This window comes from Bellilinea sp. (assembly GCF_034432615.1).
GTDB lineage: Bacteria > Chloroflexota > Anaerolineae > Anaerolineales > Anaerolineaceae > Bellilinea.
The window spans coordinates 1-3,076 of sequence record NZ_DAOUBL010000203.1; the positions used below are offsets into that span (position 1 = coordinate 1).

Here is a 3,076-nt window from a genome sequence, read left to right on the forward strand (position 1 = left end):
GCGGTCGGTAAAATCGCCTTCCGGGCCGTTGTACTTGCTCACCTCCACCGAGCGGGCGTCGTAGCAGGTCTTCACCTCGGCAACCACCGCCGGCGGGTTGCTCCACAGGTCAATCAGCGCGGTTTTGCCGTCGCGCCCGATGGTGTACACATACCGGCCGGTGGCCGACATGCGCGAAATGTGCACCGCATAACCAGTGTTGAGCGTGGCTACCACCTCGTAGGTATCCCCATCAATCACCGCCACCTGACCGGCATCCCGCAGGGTGACGACAAAGAAGTTCTCCCAGTTGCGGGTGTGCTGCGGCTCGCTCGGACGGTCTTCGGGGGCAACCAGCACCTTCCAGAATCCGCGCATCTGCTCCATGGACATTTCCGGCGGGGCGGGCGGCTCGTTCTGGATGTACTTTGCCATCAGTTCGGCCTGTTCGGCGGTCAACACACCCTGCTTGCCCCAGTCGGGCATGCCGCGCGGCGTGCCGTTGAAAATGATGGACGCCAGCGCCAGCGTGCCTTTGGGCAGGGTTTTATCGGGGGTCAGCGCCGGGCCGGTGGCGCCGTTGCGCAGCACCCCATGGCAGCCGGCGCAGCGGTCGAAGAAGATCTGGCGCGCCTGCTCAAATTCCTCGGCGGTCAGGGCGGGTGCCTCTCCAACCTCCACCGGCGGGGTGGCTTCCACCCCACCGGTCGGCGGGGTTTCACCCTTCAGGCTGGCAAGGTATTCCACAATGGCGTTCAATTCAGCCTCGTTGAACTGCGCCGCCAGAGCGGGTGTCATCAACCCTTTCTGGCAGGGCGCGCCGTTGCAGTCCGGCGCCAGAAAGACATCCGGGTTCACAATCGACTCGTGCAGATAATCCAGCGCGGTTTTTGCCGTGCCGGTGTAAGCGGCATCCTCAACCCGTTCGGCGGCCGTCAGTCCAATTTGGGAAAGGTCGGGGCCGATGACACCCACCGCGCCCGGCACACCGGGGATGACATGACAGGCCCCACAGCCGCCTTTTTGAAGCAGCGCGGGTGCATCCAGCGCTTGCGGCGTTTCACCGCTCACCGACGGGAGCGGCGGTTGGGTGGGGACCGGCGCTGGCGTGGTCGGCGCAGCAGTACAGGCGGCCAGACCCGCCAGCAGGAAAAGGACGCTCACCATCATCCACAATCCATGGCGTCTCACAGTTCACCTCCTTTGGAGATACAGGGACATGTCCCGCCATGACAGGCGGGGTGATTCCATTATCCATTTGGGGAGGGCAAAGTTCTTTGCGCTGGCGCAAAAACCGCAGCCGGCAGCCCGTTTAGCCGCCGCGCTGCTGCGCCCACACCCGGCTCAACTGCTCCCATTCCGAAATGGCGAGCGTTTCGGCGCGCCGCTGCGGGTCAATGCCGGCGGTTTGCAGCAGAGCGGCCGCCTCGGCCGGCGGGATGCCCAGCCCGGCTGAAAGGCTGTTGCGCAGGGTTTTGCGCTTTTGGGCAAAACCCGCCTTCGCCAGCCGGAAAAAATCGTTCAACAAAGCCGGCGGGATGAGCGGTTCAGGGTACAAATCCACCCGCAGCGAAACCGAATCGACCTGCGGCGGGGGGTAGAAGGCCCCGGCCGGGATGCGCAGCACCGGCTGCGGCCGTCCATAGACCTGCACCGAAAGCGCCAGCAGGCTCAGCTCACCCGGCGGCGCGCAAATCCGCTCGGCTACCTCGCGCTGCATGGTCAGCACCATGCGCGCCGGGCGCGGGCGGTGTTCCAGCAGGTGGCGGATGATGGCGGAGGTGATGTAATACGGGATGTTGGCAACCACCAGATAGCCCTCTTCCTGAATCCAGTCCGAAAGCCGCAGGGCAAGGATATCCCCCTCGACCAGCGTCACATTGTCCAGTCCCGCCAGCGTCTGGCGCAGCAGCGGAATCAGATGGGCGTCCAGTTCAACTGCCACCACCTTGCGCGCCGCCGCCGCCAGCCAGACCGTCAGGCTGCCCACCCCTGCCCCAATTTCCAGCACCACCGCCTGCGGCGGAATTTCGGCGGCTTCGGTCAGTTTGCGCAGGGCGGCGCTGTCCACCAGAAAGTTCTGCCCCAGCCCCTTGCGCGGGGTCAGGCCGTGTTCGCGCAGCAGGCGCGGCACATCCAGCGGGGCGGGGTTCAGGGCAGCAGCCATGGGATATTCGCCGGCACCGGGGTGAGAAAATAGATTTCGACATAACTGGCCCACGGGACGTAATCGGCGTCCGAGTAGCCCAGGTCAATCCAGTTGCGTCCGTCGGGGTAACCCCCGCCGGTATCGGCAACCACTGCCGAACCGTAGCCGGGAATGTACACCCGCTGTCCGCGCATCCACGAATACCAGGCGCGCGTGACGGCGACAATGCCTTTTTGTAAAGTCGCCCCGCTGGCGGTGGCGTAGGAACAGCCCGCCTTGAACCCGCAGGGATGATACGAGGTGGCAAAGGCGGTCACCTTGCGCCAGTATTCCAGCGTCCCTTCCGGCGTTTCGAGGGTGCGCACCACCACCTGGGTGCCGTAGCCCAGCACCTGATCCACCGGTTCTTTTGCCACCCAGTTTGCCTCGCTCTGGCGGCTGACCTCCACCCCGTCCTCGTAGCGCACCCGCACGCGGGAAACTTCCACCCCCAGTTCACCCGCCTTGACCACCGAACGCTGGTCCAGTTCGGTATTCGGGTCGGGCTGGTAGGTGGACTTGAAGGGAATCGGTTTTTGCTCCAGCAGCACTTCTTCGCGCACGCGCACCACGCGGATGATGCGATCCTCGGGGATGGGCTGATCTTCAGCCGGGATGCTGTAATCCTGATTCTGGAGGGGAAGATCGGCCTGCGCCAGGGCTTCGCCCACCGTTTGGGCATTGACCGGGAAGGTGTGGGTTTTGCCGTCGGCAATGATTTGTACGGTGCGGGCCGGTTCAATCTCCACCTGCAGCGGGCGGCCGGTCAGCGGGGTATCCGCCGGCAGTGAGAGGCGGTCGGCTGCCCGCAGGCGAATGCCGGCCTCGCTCAGCGCCCCCAGCAGGGTCGGCCGGGCGGAGATCAGCTGCAGGCGCTGACCGTCCAGGATGACTTCCAGCGGAGTTGCC

At 65.0% G+C, this 3,076-nt stretch carries 3 protein-coding genes; all 3 read right to left on the reverse strand.

The annotated features are described in order from the left end of the window. Window positions 1–1,170 (reverse strand): cytochrome D1 domain-containing protein (locus VAE48_RS09250; RefSeq protein ID WP_322793041.1); only part of this gene is annotated, 1,170 nt, incomplete at its 3' end. 121 nt (window positions 1,171–1,291) lie between these two features. Then, window positions 1,292–2,146: a 16S rRNA (adenine(1518)-N(6)/adenine(1519)-N(6))-dimethyltransferase RsmA gene (gene rsmA / locus VAE48_RS09255; RefSeq protein ID WP_322793042.1), complete on the reverse strand. Its 855-nt coding sequence runs from the start codon at window positions 2,144–2,146 to the stop codon at window positions 1,292–1,294. Further along, window positions 2,131–3,076, reverse strand: a 946-nt coding sequence (locus tag VAE48_RS09260) for a G5 domain-containing protein (RefSeq protein WP_322793043.1), incomplete at its 5' end; no start/stop codon positions are given. The genes rsmA and VAE48_RS09260, both read right to left, overlap by 16 nt.